The organism is Flavobacterium sp. DW-iso2 (assembly GCF_058725285.1).
This window is the reverse complement of record NZ_JBZXDY010000002.1, coordinates 68,772-89,847: the sequence shown is the minus strand read 5'-3', so window position 1 is coordinate 89,847 and position 21,076 is coordinate 68,772. Positions and strand designations below refer to the sequence as shown.

Genomic DNA, 21,076 nt, shown 5'->3' with positions numbered 1-21,076 from the left:
AAAATCAAATCAAATCACCTTCAAATTGAAAATTACTAAAAACCAATATGTTACCAAAATAAATAGTTTGACAGAAATTTTCGATAATCTTTCCTGCCTTAAATAAAAAAACATTTTCTTTGTAACTTAAAATATAACTAAATTTCAATACATGAATAAGGCGCCATTCAATTTCAATAAATGGAATACGATCATAGGTTGGTTTACATTTGTCATCGCATTAATAACTTATACCCTTACGGTTGAACCCACAATGAGTTTCTGGGATTGCGGAGAATATATCGCTACCGCCGCAAAACTTGAAGTAGGCCATCCTCCCGGAGCACCTTTGTTCCAAATGATTGGTGCCTTCTTTGCAATGTTTGCTTCTGATAACGAACATATCGCCTTAATGGTGAATATGACTTCTGTCGTTTCAAGTGCCTTTACTATTTTATTCTTATTTTGGTCTTCATCGATGATCTTGAAAAAATTAATTTCGAGAACAACGGAACCAAATCTAAAAGAAGACGAGACAACACAATTAAACACAAGTAACGCTATTGTAATTCTAGGGAGCTCCTTTGTTGGCGCTTTGGCCTATACTTATTCTGATAGTTTTTGGTACAATGCTGTAGAAGCTGAAGTTTACGCTATGGCCTCTCTTTTTATATCCTTACTTTTTTGGCTGGGTTTACGCTGGGAACAAGACATGGATTCACCAAGAGGAAATCGATGGTTATTGATCATTTCACTAGTAATTGGGCTGTCATTTGGAGTGCACTTTATGGCCCTTTTAACAATTCCTTCAATCGGACTATTGTATTTCTTTAAGCATTACAAAACAGTTACTATAAAAAACTTCATCATTGCTAATGTTGTAGTTATTTCCATACTGTTATTTATATTCAAACTACTTCTACCATTAACGATGTCTTTCTTTGCGTCAACAGAGGTTTTTACGGTTAATGCCTTAGGAATGCCTTTTGACTCTGGAACTATTCTAGTTACTGTCCTTCTTGCGGCCGCATTTTATTTCAGCTTAAAATACACTAACAACAAAGGTCTTGTAACCTACAATATGTTGATTTTATGTATTCTGTTCGTCTTAATTGGATTTTCAACCTGGACGATGTTACCTATTCGTGCTAATGCCAATGTGAACATCAATGAAAACAAACCGTCAGATGCACGTGAGGTACTCGCTTATTACAATAGAGAACAATATGGGTCTAACCCTTTGTTTTACGGCCCTCAGTACACCGAAGTTTTTGCAGGTTTAGACAAAAACAACCCATATCTTGACAAAGCTCCCAACTACGAAAGAAATTATAAAACTGGGAAATATGAAATTGTAAATAATTTTAAAAATGCTGTGCAAAATAGCGATGACAATCACAAAACGATTTTGCCTAGAATGTGGAGTACCGATCATATAGCTAATTATATGAACTTTACAGATGCTCCTGAATTCGAACTAAATCCTGATTACCCTTATGAAGAAGACTTAGCCAAATACGGAATTGATGTAAATCAATTGTCTGAAGAAGACTATAATAAAGCGATTGGGCAATTAAAGAATGAAATCAGAAAAACGGTTGCAGAGTTTAGAACTGCCTACGCTCAAAAGCAGATCGACAATGATGGCTATGTAAAATTCCTAAAAAGTTACGGAGACTATTTGATAATAGAAAAACCAACAACAGTAGACAATTTGAGTTTTATGTTCGAATACCAGTTTGGCTATATGTATTGGAGGTACTTGATGTGGAACTTTGTTGGACGTCAAAATGACAACCAAGGAAGATACGATAGTCTAGACGGAAACTGGATTAGCGGCATAAAATTTATGGATGAGTTACACCTAGGCTCACAAGATAATTTACCCGCTGATGTCCTACAGAACAAAGGACGTAATACCTATTACTTTCTCCCATTCCTTTTGGGACTTATCGGATTAATGTATCATGCCACTAAAGACCGCAAAAGCTTCTACGTCTTATTGACTTTATTCTTATTCACTGGTATTGCTTTAAAAATCTATCTAAATGAAAGACCTTTTGAACCACGAGAGCGCGATTATGCCTTAGTGGGTTCTTTTTATGTTTTCGCGATTTGGATAGGATTTGGAGTGTATGCGCTTTATGAAAGTGCCCAAAAATATTTAGCCCCAAAAATAGCAGGGCCAATAATTATTGCTGCAAGCATACTAGCAGCTCCTGTGCTTATGGCGTCCCAAAATTGGGACGATCATGACCGTTCAGGAAAATATACGGCAACTGCAATGGCAAAAGCATATCTTAACTCCTGTGATCCTAATGCAATTCTATTTACCATAGGTGACAATGACACTTTCCCATTGTGGTACGCACAGGAAATAGAACACGTAAGGACTGACGTTAAAATTGTAAATACTAGTCTTTTTATGACCGATTGGTATATCGACCAAATGAAAATGAAAACATACGAAGCTGAACCATTACCAATCTCTTTTACACACGATCAGTATGTAGGGGACAAATTGGATTACGTTGCGCACATTCCAAAAACAGAAAGCAGATGGGACGTCAAAGATTTAATGGACTTCATTAAAAATCCAAAATCTACTGTTGGTATGCAAAACGGACAAACGATTCATTTTTATCCAACTAATAAAATCAGAATTCCTGTTGATAAAAATGCAATCATACAAAACAAGGTAGTTGCACCTAAATATTATGACTCAATTGTACCTTATATTGACATCGACATCAAAGGGAACGCTTTGTATAAAAACCGATTAATGATGCTTGACATCGTAGCCAACAACGATTGGAAAAGACCCATCTACTTTAGCGCTGGTTCTTTTGATGATGATGACTACATCTGGATGAAAAACTACCTGCAACTCGACGGAATGGTCTATAAATTAGTTCCTGTAAAAAATGTAATCTCTAAAGATGGTAGCCCATTAGACATGGGACAAATTGATTCTGACAAAATGTACAACAATGTTATGAAATGGGATTGGGGTAATAGCGATAGCGACAAAATTTACCATGACCCTGAAACGAGACGCGAGAGTATTACATACAGAACAAATCTTGCTCGATTAATGGATCAATTGATTGTAGAAAGAAAATTCGATAAGGCAAAAAAGATTATTGAATTGTCTATGACAAAAATGCCATTGGATAAATTTGGCTATTACTCCTTAGTAGAACCTTTTACAAAAGGGTATTACCAAGTGGGTGAAAAAACCAAAGCACAAGATCTCTTAGAAAAATTAATGGCAAAATACAAAGACAACCTTAATTACTACAGTAAATTAAGCTCTTCAGAACAATCAAGCTTAGCTGTTGATATTATCACAGACCTTGAACGCTACAGAAGCTTATTGCAAGTAATGAAAGAAAATGGAGACTTGAATTTCTATAATAAAAATAGAACTGTATTTAATACTTATATTCAAATGTTCGAACGTTTCGGACGCGAAAGAGAATAAAGTAGCCCCATAAATATCTTTTAAAAAATGCAGCAAAATTTAGAAATTTTGCTGCATTTTTTTTTAATTTTGATCCAAACAAATACCAAGATGAGTTTTTACTGGATTAAAACACATTCACTAATCAAGAAATTATTCTCTCACTATATATGGGACTTGCCAAATACTGAAAATAAAGTTTACTTGACATTTGATGACGGCCCCACTCCAGAAATTACGGAATGGGTTATGGAACAGCTAGATTTGTACAACGCCAAAGCAACTTTTTTCTGCATTGGAAAAAACATTGAAGCCCACCTCTCTATTTTTGAAAAATTAATACAGAAGAAACATGCCATAGGCAATCACACTTTCAATCATTTAAACGGATGGCAAACTTCCTCAGATGACTATAGCGCCAATGTTTCACTTTGTGCTAATTCGATTAAAAACCACACAATTGGAACCAGTAACTCAGCCTCTAAACTCTTTCGCCCTCCCTATGGAAAAATTAAATCCATACAAGCAAAAAAATTAAAAAACAAAGGGTACAAAATAATTATGTGGGATGTTCTAAGTGCTGATTTTGATCAAACAATCACAAAAGAAAGATGTTTAAAAAATGTCACCTCGAATATAAAACCAGGAAGTATAATTGTATTTCATGACAGTGTAAAAGCATTCAAAAACCTAGAATATACACTGCCAAAAGTCTTAGATTATTTAGATAAAAACAACTTCAGATGTGAAGTTATATGACAACAGAAGAAAAAGTATTACAATTGCTCTTGTACTATACTGATAAGAGTATTAGCATCTAGCTCACCTGATTGTCTCCAAATCATTTGACCTTCCTTATAAATCATTAAAGTAGGAAGCCCTTTAATTCTTAAAGCATCAGCTAATTGCTGATTTTTATCGACATCAATCTTAATAACCTTTGCCTTGTCGCCAAGGGCTGCTGCCACATCTCTTATTACAGGATGCATAGAAACAGATGACTCATTCCAATCTGTGTAAAAATCTAACAACACAGGCACTTGTGCGCTTATAAGTTCTCCAAATTTTGACATAAAACCAACGAATTTAATTTTTAAATCTACTTAAAAAACAGACATTAAAGTACAAATGTAGCATTTTTAACTAATTATGCTACATTCTTACCTTTTTTTAGTTCAATGACCGTAATTTCGGGCATTATTCCAACCCTGCCAGGATAAGCATGAAAGCCAAATCCTCTATTTACATAAACATATCTTCCTAGGTTTTCATACAAACCAGCCCATTGCGTATAAACGTATTGAGCTAAACTCCACTTAAAATAACCTGGAATTTCAATTCCAAATTGCATCCCGTGCGTATGACCAGAGAGTGTTAAGTGAAAATTCTTTTCATGGTTTTTGATTTCGTAATCCCAATGACTTGGATCATGGCTCATTAAGATTTTAAAATCATCTTGATGCACCCCTTGTGAAGCCAAATTAATATCACCCGCTTTTTTAAAATTTTGCCCCCAATTCTCCACTCCTATTAATGCAATTTTATCATTGCCTTTCTCTATATAGGTATGCTCATTCAATAATAACTTAAAATCAATTTGTCCATAAAGATTTTTTATCGCCTGAAAATTGTCTTCTTTAGCCGCCTCTGTCGGCCAAGTAACATACTCACCATAATCGTGATTTCCAAGAACAGAATACTTACCGTACTCGTGTTTTTTAATTCTATTGAAGGTTTCTAACCAAGGATGCATTTCCTTAGCATCTGTGTTGACAATATCACCGGTAAACAAAATCATATCAGAATTCTGTTCATTTACCAAATCGATTGCATAATTAATCTTCTCTGGATTATCAAAACTACCACTGTGAACATCTGATATTTGTGTAATGGTAAAACCATCAAAAGCATCTGGCAAATCTGGGAAAAAGATGCGTTGTTTTATTACCTTATAATTATACCTCCCAATGGTTATTCCATATATTAAAGACATAAATGGGACTGCTGCTAATCCTAGCCCAACCTGACTTACAAATTTTCTTCTCGAGGCAAAAAAGGCTGCTTTATCATTATTTTCTATAAAATAATTTATGGATCCGGTACCTAATCTAAATAGATCTTCTCCAAGTAATACTAGAGTCAATACCATTTTAGGAACATAAACTAAAAGCACTAAACCCATTGTAAACATCGTCTGCTTCGTTTGGCCCACAGAGCGATCAAATTGCATAACAGAATAAACAATAAATATAAAAACCAATACACTAATAATCTGATAAGATACTAAAACCCATTTTAGCTTAATTAATGTTCTTAATGCTTGAAATGCATAAAGCTCTATTATAATAAGGACAAGACTTAAAAACACGATACGAAAAATCATTATAATTATTTTTTTTGACAAAATAACAAATTAAGAACATAGCTTCTCTTGAAATTAATCAAAATTTAACTAAAAACACAAAAGTCATGATTTAATAACACGAAAAACAAAAAAGGTTAGCATGTTCAATCACACTAACCTTTCTTGCTAACTAAACCAAGTACTTTAATTTACTATAAGATTCATAGATACTGTCAATATATTACCAGTACCATTAAATCGTTGCGCAAAAACCTCGACATAATCATTAGGGGCCAGCTCAACAATTGATTGAAAAGGTACCGCAAGCACGTCAGACGTTGAATTAGAACTTACATAAACCTTCGATTGATTGATTACTACCCCATTTTTTGCAATGTAAAATATATATATTGTTGAATTTGCACTAGCCTGAAAAGAGGAAGCTCCACTTATTTTAAAATATCTTTTTTTATTACCTAAGTATTGTAATCTATTATCAACACCTCCCCTAGAAAACCGATACAAGTTGTTTGATACTGTTGCCCCTGTTAATTTGGTTGCAGTACTTGTGTTTAGTGTAGTTGAAGAACCGGTACCTACTCCCAAATCGTTACTAGCATCCCCTACTGCTACCGCATCCCCTTCAACAGGTATCCCCGGACAAGTAATAACCCATTTATTATTAAAATTATAACCTACATAACTTCCAGTTGTATATCCTTTTACATATTGTCCGGTAGTTAAAGTTCCTGTAAAAACTACTTCACTCATCATTCCATCACCTGAAATTGTAGGATTTGAAGAAACATCAACACCAATTTTCGCACCTACTACTTCACTAAACCCTCCTGTTTTTCCTAATAGTCCAAAAGTTCCTTGGAACGTCTCGTAGGTCCCACTATTATTCCCGAACCAACCCATATTACTCAATAACAACTTACTGATGTCCTTATAAACAATTCCAGTTGTATTACTAGCAAACTGTACAATACTAACAAATACTAAGGCAAAATTTTCGATTTTACCTACATTTGAGGAACTTGCAATAATACCATCTCTTAAAATTAAGTTTTGAGTCTGCGTGCCTGCACCAATTGAACCTGTACCTATAATATTAAAAACATTACCTGCAGTAGCAACCAAAGTTAATAGTCTTATAGAACCTCCTGTTGTACCTACAAATAAATCTCCTGATGATTTAACTAATTTATCATCACTAGAATCTAACCCTACCACATAAGCATTATTTAACTCAATAGGTAAATCAACCATGACCGTACCATTTATTTCGTATAAAGTTTGAGAGTCTAAAACGTATTTTGTGCCGCCTCCAGCTGTTTTTTCGGCAGCAAGAACAGTCGCTAGAACATCTGTAGATTTGATACGCTTAAAGTTGCTTCTTCCTTGAGAATTATTAACCCATGTCGCTGCAGGTAAATCATAATACGACAAACCTTTTAAATCTGTATCATAAACCATTAATCCATTAGCAGGAGAAACAATTGCAATCTTCTGAGCAGTTGTCATTCGTGGCGTGAGCATTCCTTGTGTTGTCGATGTGATATCTAACATAGAAGATGCACTTGGACTTGTTGTTCCAATACCTACTTGAGCAAACATATTTGTAGTTATTACAATAAAAAATAACATTAAGGCTAGTAATACCTTTTTAGCAGAGTAATTGTTTTTCATAACATGCATATTATAATTTATATCTAAGCCCGACGAGCCATAAAACCGCTTTACAAACATATACAATATATCGACCAAATACACATTACGTCGACAAAACGCATATTTATTTAACTTAAAACGTTAAAATCAATTAAATTATCATCTAAATACTACAAATATAACTGTCTGATTTTAAACCAAATCTGTTTCAAGAATGAAAGTAACAAACGCCCTACAAATAGTATTTGCTTGCTAAAAAATTTCAAAATCATGAAATTACCATACCGATTTTTAGAAATATTAAAATCCGTTCCATCTTTATCTTTTAAGTTTTGTACTTTTGAAATCTTTACAAAATCACAATCATGTCAGAACAAAAACGTCTCTTTCTACTCGATGCTTATGCTTTAATTTTCCGCGGGTACTACGCTTTTATAAAAAACCCAAGAATCAATTCTAAAGGAATGGATACTTCGGCCATTATGGGTTTTATGAACTCCTTGATGGATGTTATCAAAAGAGAAAAACCAGATCATTTGGCAGTTGCTTTTGATAATGGCGGAAGCCAATTAAGAAATGAGATATTCCCAGAGTATAAAGCAAATCGTGATGCAACCCCTGAAGCCATTAAGATTGCCGTTCCATACATTCAATCCTTATTGAAAGCTATGCACATTCCTATTATAGAAGTCAAAGGCTATGAAGCCGATGATTTGATAGGAACTATTGCAAAACAAGCCGAAAAAGAGAACTATAAAGTCTTTATGGTCACTCCTGACAAGGATTTTGCGCAACTAGTTTCTGAAAATATATTCATGTACAAACCGGCCCGAATGGGTAATGGTATAGAAATATGGGGGGTTCCAGAAGTATTGGAAAAATTCCAAATTGAGAGACCGGAACAAGTAATTGACTTTCTAGGAATGATGGGCGACGCAGCAGACAACATTCCCGGATTACCCGGTGTGGGAGAAGTTACCGCTAAGAAATTCTTGAAAGAATACGGATCAATGGAAAACCTTTTGGCTAATACAGACAAGCTAAAAGGAAAGATGAAAGAAAACATCGAGGCTAACAAAGAGAAAGGTATTTTATCTAAAACTTTAGCAACTATCCTACTCGATTGCCCAGTTGTTTTTGATGAAAAGGATTATGAATTATCCACTCCAGATGTTGAAAAAACTGACGCTCTTTTTAATGAGCTAGAATTTAGACGAATGGCTGAGCAGTTTGATGCTATATTTAAAAAAGGAGGAACAGCAACTGCAAGCAAGCCTACTGATGATTCCGACCAACCCAAAAAAGCCCAACAAAAAAACGATGACCAGTTTGATCTTTTTGGTAGTGCAATTTCTGATGAATCTTCTGAAGAAACCCACCATAAATACTACAACACCTTAGCCGATACTGAACATTCTTATCAGATTATTCAAGGAGATTTAGGGCTAAAATTATTGTTGCAAAATTTATTAAAACAAACTTCTGTTTGCTTTGACACGGAAACTACTGGACTAGATGCCTTGCATGCTGAATTAGTGGGAATTTCTTTCTCCTTCGAAAAAGGAAAAGGATTTTATGTTCCATTTCCAGAAAATCAGGATGAGGCAAAAGCGCTGATAGAAAAGTTTATTCCTTTTTTTGAAAATGAGAACATTGAGAAAATTGGACAAAATTTGAAATATGATTTAAAAATACTTTCCAACTATGACATTACTGTAGAAGGAAAATTATTCGACACCATGATTGCTCATTATCTGATCAATCCAGATATGCGCCATAATATGGATATTCTGGCCGAAACTTATTTGAAATATTCCCCAAAGCCTATTGAAGACTTAATTGGAAAAAAAGGAAAAAACCAAAAGTCGATGCGCGAAGTCGCATTAGAGGAAATAAAAGAATACGCTGCTGAAGATGCAGATGTAACACTCCAATTAAAAGAAATATTTACCGCTGAGTTAGACAAAACAGAAACCAAAAAGCTTTTTGACGAAATTGAAATTCCGTTAGTAAAAGTATTGGCCGATATGGAAAAGGAAGGTATCCGTGTGGACGTCGATTTTCTAAAATCGCTTTCTAAAGAATTGGACAATGACATCAAATCATTGGAAAAAACCATTTATGAAACTGCCGGCCATTCCTTTAATTTAGCTTCACCAAAACAACTGGGTGAAGTTTTATTTGACAAACTAAAAATTGGCGGAGCCAAACAAAAGAAAACCAAAACAGGACAATACGCCACAGGTGAAGAAGTACTGAGTTATTTAGCCAATGATAATCCAATTGTGAAAGACATCTTGAATTGGCGACAACTAATAAAACTGCAAAACACGTATGTTGATGCTTTACCCAACCAAGTAGACAAAATCACCGGTCGCATTCATACCGATTATATGCAAACTGTAGCCGCAACGGGTCGTTTGAGTTCTAATAATCCAAACCTTCAAAATATCCCCATTCGTACAGAAAGAGGAAGGCAAATTAGAAAAGCATTTGTAGCCAGAGACGAAAATTACACTTTAATCTCTGCCGATTATTCCCAAATCGAATTGCGTATTATTGCAGCTTTGAGTGGAGAGGAAAACATGATAAAAGCGTTTTTAAATAATGAAGACATTCATAAATCTACAGCTTCAAAAGTATTTGATGTTCCTTTAGAAGAAGTCACTCGTGAGCAACGAAGTCACGCAAAAACAGTAAACTTCGGAATTATATACGGGGTTTCGGCTTTTGGACTGAGCAATCAAACTTCATTGTCAAGAAGCGAAAGTGCCGCCTTGATAGAAGCCTATTACAAAACCTATCCCCGATTGAAATCTTATATTCAAGAGCAAATTGAATTTGCACGCAAAAACAGCTATGTTCAAACCATCCTGGGACGTCGTCGCTATTTAAAAGACATTAATTCTCAAAACGCCATGGTGCGTGGCGGCGCAGAACGAAATGCAGTAAATGCCCCGATACAAGGAAGCGCAGCTGATATTATTAAGATTGCCATGATCAACATCCATAAAAAACTAGCTTCAGAAAACTGGAAAAGTAAGATGTTACTACAGGTTCATGATGAACTTGTGTTTGATGCACACAACAGTGAATTAGAAAAAATCCAACCGATGATTAAGCACGAAATGGAAAATGCATTTAAACTTGACGTACCTTTAACTGTAGAATTAGGAATGGGTAAAGATTGGCTAGAAGCGCATTAGACGTTAAAAATTAAAACTCAATAGCGTTTAAAATAAAAAAGTCCATCTGAAAATTAAACTTTCAAATGGACTTTTTTTTTATGTTTTAAATATCCTTACTTATAACTACCCTTTTCTGGTAGACTCTCTTTCTTTAAGTTTCGTTTTTATCACCACCGTTTCATAAGGAATGTGTTCCTCTTTCGATTCTAATCTGTCAATAAGTAATTTAGCAGCTACTTCGCCAATTTCAACTCCGTGTTGACTTATGGTGGTTAAACTTGGTGTCAATCGTCTTGAAGCTAATATCCCGTCAGCAAAACCTATTATAGAAAGTTCCTCAGGAATTTTATATCCTTTCTTTAAGCCCATTTTTAAAGCTGCGACAGAGTCATTTTCCTCTAAGGCAAAAACACCATCAATGGCATTATTATCAAAAACAGCATCAATTTTACTTTTCAAATCTTCTTCTGAATCTGTACGAAGAATTATATTTTTATTTATTGGAATATTATTATCCTTTAAAGCTTTCAAATACCCCTCAGCTCTTAATTTTCCCACACTCAAATTATCTACCGAGGACAACAAAGCAATATTTTTGCATCCCAAATCGATTAATCGCTGCGTAGAATTTAACGCCGAATCAAAGTCGTCAACAATCACTTTGTCACATTCAATACCATCCGCAGTTCTATCAAACATAACGATAGGAGTGCCATCATTGATAATTGCCGAAAAGTGATTGTATTCATGCAGTTTTTGCGCTTCTTCAGACACTGATAAAATAAATCCGTCTATCGTACCATTACTCAACATTTCTAAAGTATGCGCTTCCTTGTCCATGGATTCATTAGAAATACACATAATAACGTTATATCCTTTTTCATCTGCTACTTTTTCGATACCGCTAAACACTTTGGCAAAAAAAGAATTAAGAATATTGGGTATAATAACCCCTATTGTTTTTGTTTTTCGATTTTTAAGATTTAAACCAATCACATTGGGCTTATAGTTTTTTAACTTTGCATATTCCTTAATTTTAATTTTTGTCTGATCACTAATTTCAGGACTATCATTAAGTGCTTTTGAAACTGTAGAAACAGAAACGTTAAGTTCTTTCGCTATTTGTTTTAGAGTTGCTTTGACTTTCATAATTAAGTAGTTGTTAACTTTACAAGCAATTTAAGAGAAATCCATCTTAACCTGCTAAATAATAGTTTTTTTTATTGCGAATAGCTGTTTTTCAGCTAATGAACTTTCATTACCACTTCGCAATATAAAAATTATTTCGATAACAAAAGTAATATAAAAATAGAAAGTCGCCACAATGTATAATTGCAAAAGAGAACTAATCCATGCCGCATCAAATATACGATTGATAATCAGTGGCAAAACGAGTGAAAATTATTCTTTTAAGGTATTTGTATTTAAAATAATTAATTGTACTTTTGCATCCCCTTTAATGGGGATGGAATGTTTAATTAAAATAATATTATGGACGCATTAAGCTACAAAACAAAATCAGCAAGCAAAGCCACCGTTACAAAGGAGTGGATTGTTGTAGATGCTGATGGGCATAACTTAGGTCGTCTTGCTTCAAAAGTCGCTATGATTTTAAGAGGTAAGTACAAACCAAGTTACACACCGCACGTTGACTGTGGAGATAACGTAATTGTTATCAACTCAGAGAAAATCAACCTTACAGGTAACAAAATGGACGAGAAAATTTACATGCGTCACACAGGTTACCCAGGAGGTCAAAGAACTTTAACTGCTAAAGTATTGCAATCAAAAAACCCTGCATTACTAGTAGAAAAAGCTGTAAAAGGAATGTTACCAAAGAATAAAATTGGTGCTGAACTTTTTAGAAATTTAAATGTTGTTGTTGGTTCAGAGCACAAACAAGGTGCGCAAAAACCGAGAACAGTTAACCTTAACGATCTTAAGTAATGGGAGTTATTCACAAAATCGGTAGAAGAAAAACCGCTGTTGCACGTGTTTATGTTTCGGAAGGAACAGGAGTAATCACTGTAAACAAAAAAGAATTCGCAACTTACTTCCCAACAGCTACTTTACAGTACAAAGTTATGCAACCAATGTCTATGACAGAAAATGCAACTAACTTTGATGTAAAAGTAAATGTTTATGGAGGTGGTTCAACTGGACAAGCAGAAGCTGTAAGAATGGCATTAGCACGTGTTATGTGTGAAGTGAATCCTGAAAACAGACTTATCTTGAAACCAGAAGGTTTATTGACAAGAGATCCAAGAATGGTTGAACGTAAGAAATTCGGTCAGAAGAAAGCTCGTAAGAAATTTCAATTCTCGAAACGTTAATATTGCCTGTCTTGAATACATTTATTCAAGACTTATTGAGTTTATTATTGAATTTAAAACAATGTTGTTGTTGCCTACCGAGGTAGGAATTAGTTTAGCATCTAAATGTATTTAGCCGAGAAATCGCCATTCATACATTGCTAATCAACAGAACGTAAACTAGTACAAAAAATGTCAAACAAAGTAGAAGTAAAAGAATTACTAGAAGCAGGTGTTCACTTCGGACACATGACTAGAAAATGGGATCCAAACATGGCTCCTTACATTTATATGGAACGTAATGGTATTCACATTATCAATCTATATAAAACTGCAGCAAAAATTGAAGAAGCTAATGAAGCTTTGAAAAAAATCGCTGCATCAGGTAGAAAAATATTATTTGTTGCTACCAAAAAACAAGCAAAAGACATCGTTGCTGAAAAAGCAAAAGCTGCAAACATGCCTTACATCACTGAAAGATGGCCTGGTGGAATGCTAACTAACTTCGTGACTATCCGTAAAGCTGTTAAAAAAATGGCTACTATTGATAAAATGAAGAAAGATGGTACATTCATGACCCTTTCTAAGAAAGAGCGTTTACAAGTTGATCGTCTTCGTGCTAAATTAGAGAAAAATTTAGGTTCAATTTCTGATATGTCAAGATTACCAGCTGCATTATTTGTAGTAGATATCAAAGCAGAACACATCGCAATAAAAGAAGCTCAAAAATTAAACATTCCAGTTTTTGCAATGGTTGATACTAACTCTGATCCTCGTGAAGTAGAGTTCGTAATTCCATCAAATGATGATGCTTCTAAATCAATCGATAAAATTTTAACTTTAGTAACAGCTGCAATTGTTGAAGGACTTTCTGATAGAGGTTCTGATAAAGACGCAGATGCAACTGAAAAAGCGGCTCCAGCAGCTGAAAAAGTAGCTCCAGTAGCAACTGAAACAGCAGCTCCAGCAGTAACTGAGACTGTAGCTCCGGCTGCTGACACAGTAGCTCCAGCAACTGAAGAATAAAACAATATTTAAATTCCAAATTTTAAATTCCAAATTCCAGAATAAAAATTAGAAACAATAAGTTGATAATTTGATAAAATTGGAATTTGGGATTTAGGAATTGGAATTTTTACTTTTAACCTTATAAAAAAATACAACATGGCAACAATAACTGCTGCAGACGTAAATAAATTAAGAACAGCTACAGGTGCTGGAATGATGGATTGTAAAAAAGCATTAGTAGAAGCTGATGGTGATTTTGAATTAGCAATCGAAAACCTACGTAAAAAAGGACAAAAAGTAGCTGCAAACCGTTCAGATAGAGAATCTACTGAAGGTGCTGCAATTGCTGTTGTAAATGCTGACAAAACTGCTGGTGTTGTTATCACATTAAACTGTGAAACTGACTTCGTAGGTATGAATGAAAGTTTTGTAAAAATGGCTACTGAAATGGCTAATCAAGCATTGAACTTTGATACTAAAGAAGCATTTTTAGCTTCAGATTTCAACGGAATAACTGTTGCTGATAAATTGATCGAGCAAACTGGAGTTATCGGTGAAAAATTAGAAATTAGAACTTTCGAGAAATTAGAAGGTGCATTTGTAGGGTCTTACATCCACTCTGGTAACAAGATCGCTACTTTGGTAGCTTTATCTGCTGCTCCTGCTGGTGCTGAAGAAGTTTCAAGAAACGTTGCTATGCAAGCCGCTGCTATGTCTCCTATCGCGTTAAACGAAGAAGGTGTAGATGCTGCAATTATCGAAAAAGAAATCGAAATCGCAAAAGATCTTTTGCGTCAAGAAGGTAAGCCAGAAGCAATGTTAGACAATATCGCTAAAGGGAAACTAGCTCGTTTCTTTAAAGACAATACCTTGGTAAACCAAGATTATATTAAAGACAACAAATTGAGCGTGGCTAACTACGTAAAATCTTTAGATAAAGATCTTATCGTTACAGGTTTCAAAAGAGCTGCTTTAGGATAATTTATTCTATATTTCATATCAAATCCCATTTCGAAGCAATTTGAAATGGGATTTTTCTTTTATATTTGAATTTCAAAACTCTAAATTATGGAAACTAAATCAAGATGTGGCTGGTGTCAATCTAGTGCACTTTACAAAGAATACCACGATCAAGAATGGGGAACTCCAGTTTATGATGACGCTACCTTATTTGAGTTTTTAATTCTAGAGACCTTTCAAGCTGGACTGAGTTGGATTACCATTCTAAACAAAAGAGAAAATTTCCGCAAAGCTTTTGACCAATTCAATTATAAAAAAATCGCTCAATATAACGATGATAAAATTCTCGATTTATTACAAGACGCTGGGATTATTCGCAACAAACTAAAAGTCTATTCGGCTGTTACTAATGCGCAAGCTTTTATAAAAATCCAAGAAGAATTTGGCAGTTTTTCTAAATACATTTGGAATTTTACAGATGGAAAAACAATCATCAACAACCCAAAAACACTTAAAGACGTTCCTGCAACTACCCCACTTTCTGACGTAATAAGTAAAGATTTAAAAAAAAGAAGCTTTAAGTTTGTAGGCTCCACTGTTATTTATGCACTCATGCAAGCAACGGGAATGGTCGACGACCACGTTGAAAATTGCTGGAAAAAAGCCTAATTTAAAAAGATAAAATCCACTACTTCAATTTGGCTTTTTCACAAATAAAACGATAACACAACAAAAATTTAACTTTAAACCTTAAACTTTAAACCAAATAAACCGCTACATTTGTTTCAACTTTAGGGGTGTCTACAACATTGTAGGCTGAGAATTACCCTCTGAACCTGATCTAGTTCATACTAGCGTAGGGAAAAGTAAGATGACTTCCGTGGTCCCATTGTGGGCACTTTGTAGCCATTCCTAAAGTATAACTATATACTAAATTCAACAGGAATGGAACTAAAAATCAACAACCAAATCAAACAATTTCAAGCAAATGCCGTAAGCATTCAAGAGCTGCTCGATATTGAATTTCACCAAAAACAATCTGGCATTGCCGTTGCAATCAACAATACCGTTATTCCAAAATCCAACTGGAACGACTACCCCTTATCCCAATCTGACGAAATTTTAATTATTTCTGCAACCCAAGGAGGCTAATTAGGCTGCTCGCGCGGGCTATCCATTTCAAGTCCGCAGCTATACGCCGTAAAAACACAGTCGCAACAAGAGCTTCCTACGGTCGCTTTCTTACTCCTTGTTTTAAACAGCACATCACTTTACGGGCTTTCCATTGCTATCCCTAGCAGAAAAAAAATGGCGATTTCCATGGCAATACCAGATTCAAATACAAAGAAGCTTTATAACCTTAAGACTTACCAAAATGACAAACGAAGAAAAAATATCTAGAATCCCATTCCCCAATTCTAAAAAAGTCTATATCGATGGCACAATCCACCCGATAAAAGTAGCGATGCGCGAAATCTCACTTGCCGACACCAAAATGTCTAATGGACAAATAGAGAAAAACCCGCCAGTAACCATCTACGATACATCTGGTCCATTTACAGATTCTGATATCCAAATCGACATTCGAAAAGGATTGCCACGCATCCGAGAGCAATGGATACTGGACCGTAATGATGTAGAAGAACTAACAGAAATCAGTTCTGATTACGGAAAAGAACGCCTAAATAACAAAAAATTAGACGAATTGCGATTTGAATATTTACACAAACCAATGCGCGCCAAAAAAGGAGTTAATGTTTCGCAATTATTCTACGCAAAACAAGGCATCATCACTCCTGAAATGGAATATATTGCGATTCGTGAAAACCAACGCATTGAGCAATTAGACACCCAAACCAAAGCCATGCAATTTCAACATTCAGGGCACAGCTGGGGAGCCAACACACCAAAAAGCAAAATCACGCCAGAATTTGTGCGCTCTGAAGTAGCCATTGGTCGCGCTATAATCCCAAACAACATCAACCATCCCGAAAGCGAACCAATGATCGTAGGACGTAACTTTCTAGTAAAAATAAATGCCAATATCGGGAACAGTGTCGTTACCTCGACAATTGAAGAAGAAGTAGAAAAATCAGTTTGGGCTTGCCGTTGGGGAGCCGACACGATTATGGATTTATCAACAGGAAAAAACATTCACGAAACAAGAGAATGGATTATCCGTAACTCGCCAGTACCTATTGGAACAGTACCTATCTACCAAGCTTTAGAAAAAGTAAACGGAATAGCCGAGGATCTAACCTGGGAAGTTTTTCGCGATACTTTAATAGAACAAGCAGAACAAGGAGTTTCTTATTTCACCATTCACGCTGGAGTTCTATTGCGTTACATCCATTTAACTGCGGAACGTGTTACTGGAATCGTATCTCGTGGGGGTTCAATCATGGCCAAATGGTGTTTGTTTCATCACAAAGAAAACTTCTTATATACGCACTTCGAAGACATTTGCGAAATCATGAAACAATACGACGTGGCTTTTTCCCTTGGAGATGGTTTGCGTCCGGGTTCTATTGCTGATGCTAATGATGCCGCACAGTTCGCTGAACTAGAAACTTTAGGAGAACTAGCAAAAATTGCTTGGAAGCACGACGTACAAGTATTCATAGAAGGTCCAGGTCATGTACCGATGCACATGATAAAGGAAAATATGGAGAAACAATTAGAACATTGCAACGAAGCACCTTTTTACACCCTTGGTCCGTTAACGACTGATATTGCACCGGGTTACGATCACATCACCTCAGCTATTGGTGCTGCCATGATTGGTTGGTACGGTTGTGCGATGCTATGCTATGTAACTCCAAAAGAACATCTTGGCTTACCCAACAAAAAAGATGTAAAAGACGGTGTCATCACTTATAAAATTGCTGCCCATGCTGCCGATTTAGCCAAAGGACATCCGGGTTCTCAATACCGTGACAATGCCTTGAGTAAAGCGCGATTTGAATTCCGCTGGAATGATCAATTTAATTTATCATTAGATCCAGATACCGCTAGAGAATTTCACGATGAAACACTTCCGGCTGAAGGGGCAAAAGTGGCTCATTTTTGCTCTATGTGTGGGCCTAAATTCTGTTCGATGAAAATATCACAAGAAATTCGTGATGTCGCCGAAGCTGAAAAAGGCATGAAAGAAAAATCAGAAGAGTTTATTGAACAAGGAAAAGAGATTTATAGTTAATCCCCCTAGTCCCCGAAAAGAGAACCCTAATTTGACTTATAAAATACAAATGATTGTAATCACAAATCCAATCGCTATAGCAAATGAAACCAACACCATTCACGCTCTTTTTGAGTGTGGATTGGAGTTGCTTCATGTGCGTAAACCCCATTTTTCAGAAGAAGAAATGAAAGTGTTTTTATCGAAAATTGGACTCGATTATCGATCACGATTGGTTTTGCATCAGCACCATCAACTCGCAATCCTCTTTGGTGTCAACCGAATTCATTTTACTGAAAACGCTAGGACAAATTGGAGCTTGGAAACGAAAAACAAGCAGAAACATTTTATCAAATCGACTTCAACTCATGCTATAGCTGATTTTAACAAACTAGACTGTTCTTTTGAATACGCTTTTTTGAGTCCGATTTATCAAAGTATTTCTAAACCCGATTACACATCTGATTTGAATGTACGAAAAGCCATTACCGAACGTACCAATTATAAAACTAAACTAGTGGCTTTGGGTGGAATATCAGCTCAAAACATTGAAAAAACCTTTCAGCTCGGATTTGATTCTGTTGCACTATTAGGAAGTATTTGGAATACTAATCAACCTATACAAAATTTTAAATTATGCCAGAAAATCGCCCTTTTGTATTAAGTATTGCCGGTTTTGACCCTTCGGGAAGCGCAGGATTCTTGGCTGATTGCAAAACATTCGAACAACATCAGGTATATGGTCTTGCTATCAACTCGGCAAATACGATCCAGACTGAAAATGAGTTTTTTGAAATAGAGTGGACTTCATTAGAATTCACCATGCGTTCGATAGAAAAGCTTTTTGATTCTTATAAAATTAAGGCTGTCAAGATTGGGATAGTTCCTTCGCTATTTTATTTGGGAACCATTGTCACATTAATTAAACAACGCTCTCCAGCAACTCAAATTATATGGGATACCGTTGTAAAATCTTCGACCACATTTGATTTTCTGGAAATTAAAAACCACGAGTCTTTAAAAATTATTTTAAAAGAGATAGATGTAATTACGCCCAATTACGATGAGATTCTAAAACTATCAAAAGAGGAAATAGATCCCGAGTCTATAGCCGAAATGCTATCAGAACATTGCACTGTTTTACTAAAAGGCGGCCACAACCCCAGTGAACCGGGAGTAGATTATTTGTACACTAAAGATCGCTTTTTTAGACTAGAACCGCATCACAGCGAAGTATATGAAAAGCACGGTTCTGGTTGCGTATTATCATCTGCTATTACGGCTAATCTTGCCAAAGGACAAAATATAGTTACTGCTTGCAAAAACGCTAAAATTTATATTGAAAACTACTTACTATCTAACCACACAAAACTAGGGTATCATTATGTTTAACAAATTACAATACATTTCTCAAGGAAATACCGTTGACGAGCAATTGAATAATATTCATCAAGCTTTAGACAACGGATGTAAATGGATTCAAATTCGGTTTAAAAATCACTTTTCAGATAACGCATTTACTTTGGCGGAAGCCGTAAAAACTTTATGCGAAGAGTATTTAGCTAATTTCATTATAAATGACAACGTCTATCTCGCACAGCAAATCGCTGCAGATGGTGTTCATCTTGGTCTAGACGATATGTCAATTAGTGAAGCGCGTAGCATTCTAGGAGACACAAAAATTATTGGAGCGACTGCAAATACTTTCGAAGATATTCAAAATCACATTCAAAATGGCTGTGATTATATTGGTCTCGGACCATTTAAATTCACGACAACCAAGCAGAATCTGAGTCCAATATTAGGTCTTGAAGGCTACCGCACCATCATGGGAAAAATGCAAGAAAACGAACTCACAACACCCGTTTATGCAATAGGCGGAATCACATTAGACGATATCGAACCGCTACTGCAAACTGGAATTTATGGTATTGCCGTTTCAGGTTTAATCACTCAAGCAACGAACAAGAAAAAAATAATCAAACAACTAAAAAACGACTTACATGGAAGCATCATTGTTTAAAATAGGCGATAAGATATTGCGTTCTCGTTTGTTTTTAGGAACAGGGAAATTTGGTTCTAATCAGCAAATGGAAGAGGCAATTTTAGCCTCAGGAAGTGAATTAGTGACCGTCGCGTTAAAACGCATCGATTTAGAAACAGACACTGATGCTGTTTTATCTCATTTACAGCATCCGAATATCAATTTATTACCCAATACTTCAGGAGCACGAAATGCGAAAGAAGCCATTTTTGCGGCGCAACTCGCTAGAGAAGCTCTAGAAACCAATTGGTTAAAACTCGAAATACATCCGGATCCAAGATACTTAATGCCAGACGCAATTGAAACTTTGAGAGCGACCGAAGAATTGGCTAAACTTGGATTTATTGTTTTGCCCTACATTCATGCTGATCCCGTTTTATGCAAGCGCTTGGAAGATGTAGGAACCGCTGCGGTAATGCCTTTGGGTTCGCCAATAGGGAGTAATAAAGGATTAAAAACAATTGATTTTCTTGAGATTATTATCGAACAATCTAAAGTTCCTGTAATCATCGATGCGGGAATTGGAGCTCCTTCAGATGCCGCAAAAGCAATGGAACTAGGAGCAGATGCAGTATTAGTAAACACAGCGATTGCTGTAGCTGGAAAACCAATATTAATGGCAGAAGCTTTTAAGGAAGCGGTTATTGCGGGACGAAAAGCGTATGAAGCGAAACTGGGACAACAATACAAACAAGCAGTGGCATCGAGTCCGTTGACGGCATTTTTGTACGAGTAATCCTCCCCCAATCCCTGCGAAGGAGGGGAGATTTTATCAATAAAAATTGTTGAAAAAACATTATTAACTGCTCGATAACCTTGCACACTTTGCGTTTAAGGTTATCAAATTCAACCACAAATTTCACAAGGAAAGAACGCTAAGCGGGCCATGCTTTGCAAATCTTCCGAAAAAAAACCTAGCGCACTTT

The 21,076-nt window shown here is 35.6% G+C and carries 18 protein-coding genes and 1 riboswitch; of the genes, 14 read left to right on the top strand and 4 right to left on the bottom strand.

The genetic code is table 11. The annotated features are described in order from the left end of the window. Window positions 1-151: 151 nt before the first annotated feature. Together AC4PRO_RS01845 and AC4PRO_RS01840 are read left to right on the top strand one after the other, a co-directional pair. Window positions 152-3,463, top strand: a complete 3,312-nt coding sequence (locus tag AC4PRO_RS01845) for a glycosyltransferase family 117 protein (protein WP_492116080.1) — start codon at window positions 152-154, stop codon at window positions 3,461-3,463. Between the two features lie 90 nt (window positions 3,464-3,553). Further along, on the top strand, window positions 3,554-4,201 hold the full coding sequence (locus AC4PRO_RS01840) for a polysaccharide deacetylase family protein (protein WP_492116079.1): 648 nt from the start codon (window positions 3,554-3,556) through the stop codon (window positions 4,199-4,201). Window positions 4,202-4,218: 17 nt separating this feature from the next. Here the strand turns inward: AC4PRO_RS01840 and AC4PRO_RS01835 are convergent, their stop codons facing one another. The 3 genes from AC4PRO_RS01835 to AC4PRO_RS01825 all read right to left on the bottom strand — a co-directional run bounded on the left by AC4PRO_RS01835 (window position 4,219) and on the right by AC4PRO_RS01825 (window position 7,478). After that, a complete protein-coding gene (locus AC4PRO_RS01835) occupies window positions 4,219-4,515 on the bottom strand; it encodes a thioredoxin family protein (protein WP_074721851.1) in 297 nt (98 codons plus the stop codon). 74 nt (window positions 4,516-4,589) lie between these two features. Next, window positions 4,590-5,825: a metallophosphoesterase gene (locus tag AC4PRO_RS01830; protein ID WP_074721853.1), complete on the bottom strand. Its 1,236-nt coding sequence runs from the start codon at window positions 5,823-5,825 to the stop codon at window positions 4,590-4,592. 165 nt (window positions 5,826-5,990) lie between these two features. Beyond that, complete coding sequence (locus AC4PRO_RS01825) at window positions 5,991-7,478, bottom strand: phage tail-like protein (protein WP_492116078.1); 1,488 nt, start codon at window positions 7,476-7,478, stop codon at window positions 5,991-5,993. Window positions 7,479-7,825: 347 nt separating this feature from the next. Between AC4PRO_RS01825 and polA the strand changes: the two genes are divergently transcribed. Further along, complete coding sequence (gene polA / locus AC4PRO_RS01820; protein ID WP_492116077.1) at window positions 7,826-10,666, top strand: DNA polymerase I; 2,841 nt, start codon at window positions 7,826-7,828, stop codon at window positions 10,664-10,666. Between the two features lie 105 nt (window positions 10,667-10,771). Here the strand turns inward: polA and AC4PRO_RS01815 are convergent, their stop codons facing one another. Then, window positions 10,772-11,797 (bottom strand): LacI family DNA-binding transcriptional regulator, encoded by a 1,026-nt coding sequence (locus AC4PRO_RS01815; protein WP_492116076.1) that lies wholly within the window; start codon window positions 11,795-11,797, stop codon window positions 10,772-10,774. 342 nt (window positions 11,798-12,139) lie between these two features. On the opposite strand from AC4PRO_RS01815, the gene rplM reads away from it, so the two are divergent. The 11 genes from rplM (at window position 12,140) to AC4PRO_RS01760 (ending at window position 20,886) form a co-directional block, all read left to right on the top strand. After that, window positions 12,140-12,595: a 50S ribosomal protein L13 gene (gene rplM / locus AC4PRO_RS01810; RefSeq protein WP_074721859.1), complete on the top strand. Its 456-nt coding sequence runs from the start codon at window positions 12,140-12,142 to the stop codon at window positions 12,593-12,595. Then, a complete protein-coding gene (rpsI, locus tag AC4PRO_RS01805; protein WP_074721861.1) occupies window positions 12,595-12,981 on the top strand; it encodes a 30S ribosomal protein S9 in 387 nt (128 codons plus the stop codon). Before rplM ends, rpsI begins: the two co-directional genes overlap by 1 nt. A 171-nt stretch (window positions 12,982-13,152) precedes the next feature. Further along, on the top strand, window positions 13,153-13,986 hold the full coding sequence (gene rpsB / locus AC4PRO_RS01800; protein ID WP_074721863.1) for a 30S ribosomal protein S2: 834 nt from the start codon (window positions 13,153-13,155) through the stop codon (window positions 13,984-13,986). A 138-nt stretch (window positions 13,987-14,124) separates the two neighbouring features. Further along, window positions 14,125-14,949, top strand: a complete 825-nt coding sequence (tsf, locus tag AC4PRO_RS01795; protein WP_074721865.1) for a translation elongation factor Ts — start codon at window positions 14,125-14,127, stop codon at window positions 14,947-14,949. 87 nt (window positions 14,950-15,036) lie between these two features. Beyond that, a complete protein-coding gene (locus AC4PRO_RS01790) occupies window positions 15,037-15,597 on the top strand; it encodes a DNA-3-methyladenine glycosylase I (protein ID WP_074721867.1) in 561 nt (186 codons plus the stop codon). Between the two features lie 114 nt (window positions 15,598-15,711). Continuing rightward, a riboswitch (TPP riboswitch) is annotated at window positions 15,712-15,808 on the top strand. A 65-nt stretch (window positions 15,809-15,873) separates the two neighbouring features. After that, window positions 15,874-16,080 carry a sulfur carrier protein ThiS gene (thiS, locus tag AC4PRO_RS01785; protein WP_074721869.1) on the top strand — a complete coding sequence of 69 codons (207 nt, stop codon included), beginning with the start codon at window positions 15,874-15,876 and terminating at the stop codon, window positions 16,078-16,080. 223 nt (window positions 16,081-16,303) lie between these two features. After that, window positions 16,304-18,127, top strand: a complete 1,824-nt coding sequence (gene thiC / locus AC4PRO_RS01780) for a phosphomethylpyrimidine synthase ThiC (protein ID WP_492116075.1) — start codon at window positions 16,304-16,306, stop codon at window positions 18,125-18,127. Window positions 18,128-18,176: 49 nt separating this feature from the next. After that, window positions 18,177-18,770 (top strand): thiamine phosphate synthase, encoded by a 594-nt coding sequence (locus AC4PRO_RS01775; RefSeq protein WP_492116074.1) that lies wholly within the window; start codon window positions 18,177-18,179, stop codon window positions 18,768-18,770. Continuing rightward, window positions 18,743-19,498 carry a hydroxymethylpyrimidine/phosphomethylpyrimidine kinase gene (locus AC4PRO_RS01770; protein WP_492116073.1) on the top strand — a complete coding sequence of 252 codons (756 nt, stop codon included), beginning with the start codon at window positions 18,743-18,745 and terminating at the stop codon, window positions 19,496-19,498. The genes AC4PRO_RS01775 and AC4PRO_RS01770 overlap by 28 nt, the downstream gene beginning before the upstream one ends. After that, window positions 19,491-20,129, top strand: coding sequence for a thiamine phosphate synthase (locus AC4PRO_RS01765; protein ID WP_492116072.1), 639 nt, complete (start codon window positions 19,491-19,493; stop codon window positions 20,127-20,129). The genes AC4PRO_RS01770 and AC4PRO_RS01765 overlap by 8 nt, the downstream gene beginning before the upstream one ends. Further along, entirely contained in the window at window positions 20,110-20,886 is a 777-nt protein-coding gene (locus tag AC4PRO_RS01760; protein WP_492116071.1) for a thiazole synthase, read from the top strand. Before AC4PRO_RS01765 ends, AC4PRO_RS01760 begins: the two co-directional genes overlap by 20 nt. Window positions 20,887-21,076 lie beyond the last annotated feature (190 nt).